The sequence below is a fragment of the Pseudoalteromonas nanhaiensis genome (assembly GCF_051235485.1).
Taxonomy (GTDB): domain Bacteria; phylum Pseudomonadota; class Gammaproteobacteria; order Enterobacterales; family Alteromonadaceae; genus Pseudoalteromonas; species Pseudoalteromonas lipolytica_C.
This window is the reverse complement of sequence record NZ_JBPNYQ010000061.1, coordinates 1-894: the sequence shown is the minus strand read 5'-3', so window position 1 is coordinate 894 and position 894 is coordinate 1. Positions and strand designations below refer to the sequence as shown.

Below are 894 nucleotides of genomic sequence, written 5' to 3'. Positions count from 1 at the left end.
CAGCCCTTAAGCTTATTATGTGTTAGTGGAACATTCTGGAAAGTTTGACGATACAGGGTGATAGTCCCGTACACGAAAATGCATCTTAAGTGAAATCGAGTAGGTCGGAGCACGTGAAACTTTGACTGAATATAGGTGGACCATCATCTAAGGCTAAATACTCCCAACTGACCGATAGTGAACCAGTACCGTGAGGGAAAGGCGAAAAGAACCCCTGTGAGGGGAGTGAAATAGAACCTGAAACCGTGTACGTACAAGCAGTAGGAGCCCACTTGTTGGGTGACTGCGTACCTTTTGTATAATGGGTCAGCGACTTATATTTTGTAGCGAGGTTAACCGATTAGGGTAGCCGTAGGGAAACCGAGTCTTAACTGGGCGTATAGTTGCAAGGTATAGACCCGAAACCCGGTGATCTAGCCATGGGCAGGTTGAAGGTTGAGTAACATCAACTGGAGGACCGAACCCACTAACGTTGAAAAGTTAGGGGATGACCTGTGGCTAGGAGTGAAAGGCTAATCAAACCGGGAGATAGCTGGTTCTCCCCGAAATCTATTTAGGTAGAGCCTCGGACGAATACTTACGGGGGTAGAGCACTGTTAAGGCTAGGGGGTCATCCCGACTTACCAACCCTTTGCAAACTCCGAATACCGTAAAGTACTATCCGGGAGACACACGGCGGGTGCTAACGTCCGTCGTGAAGAGGGAAACAACCCAGACCGCCAGCTAAGGTCCCAAAGTCATAGTTAAGTGGGAAACGATGTGGAAAGGCCCAGACAGCCAGGAGGTTGGCTTAGAAGCAGCCACCCTTTAAAGAAAGCGTAATAGCTCACTGGTCGAGTCGGTCTGCGCGGAAGATGTAACGGGGCTAAACTATGCACCGAAGCTGCGGATTCA

1 rRNA gene is annotated in these 894 nt (G+C 49.3%); it reads left to right on the top strand.

Going from position 1 to position 894, the window contains the following annotated elements:
- Positions 1–894: ribosomal RNA gene (locus ACSFVZ_RS20465) — 23S ribosomal RNA — on the top strand; the annotation flags it as partial.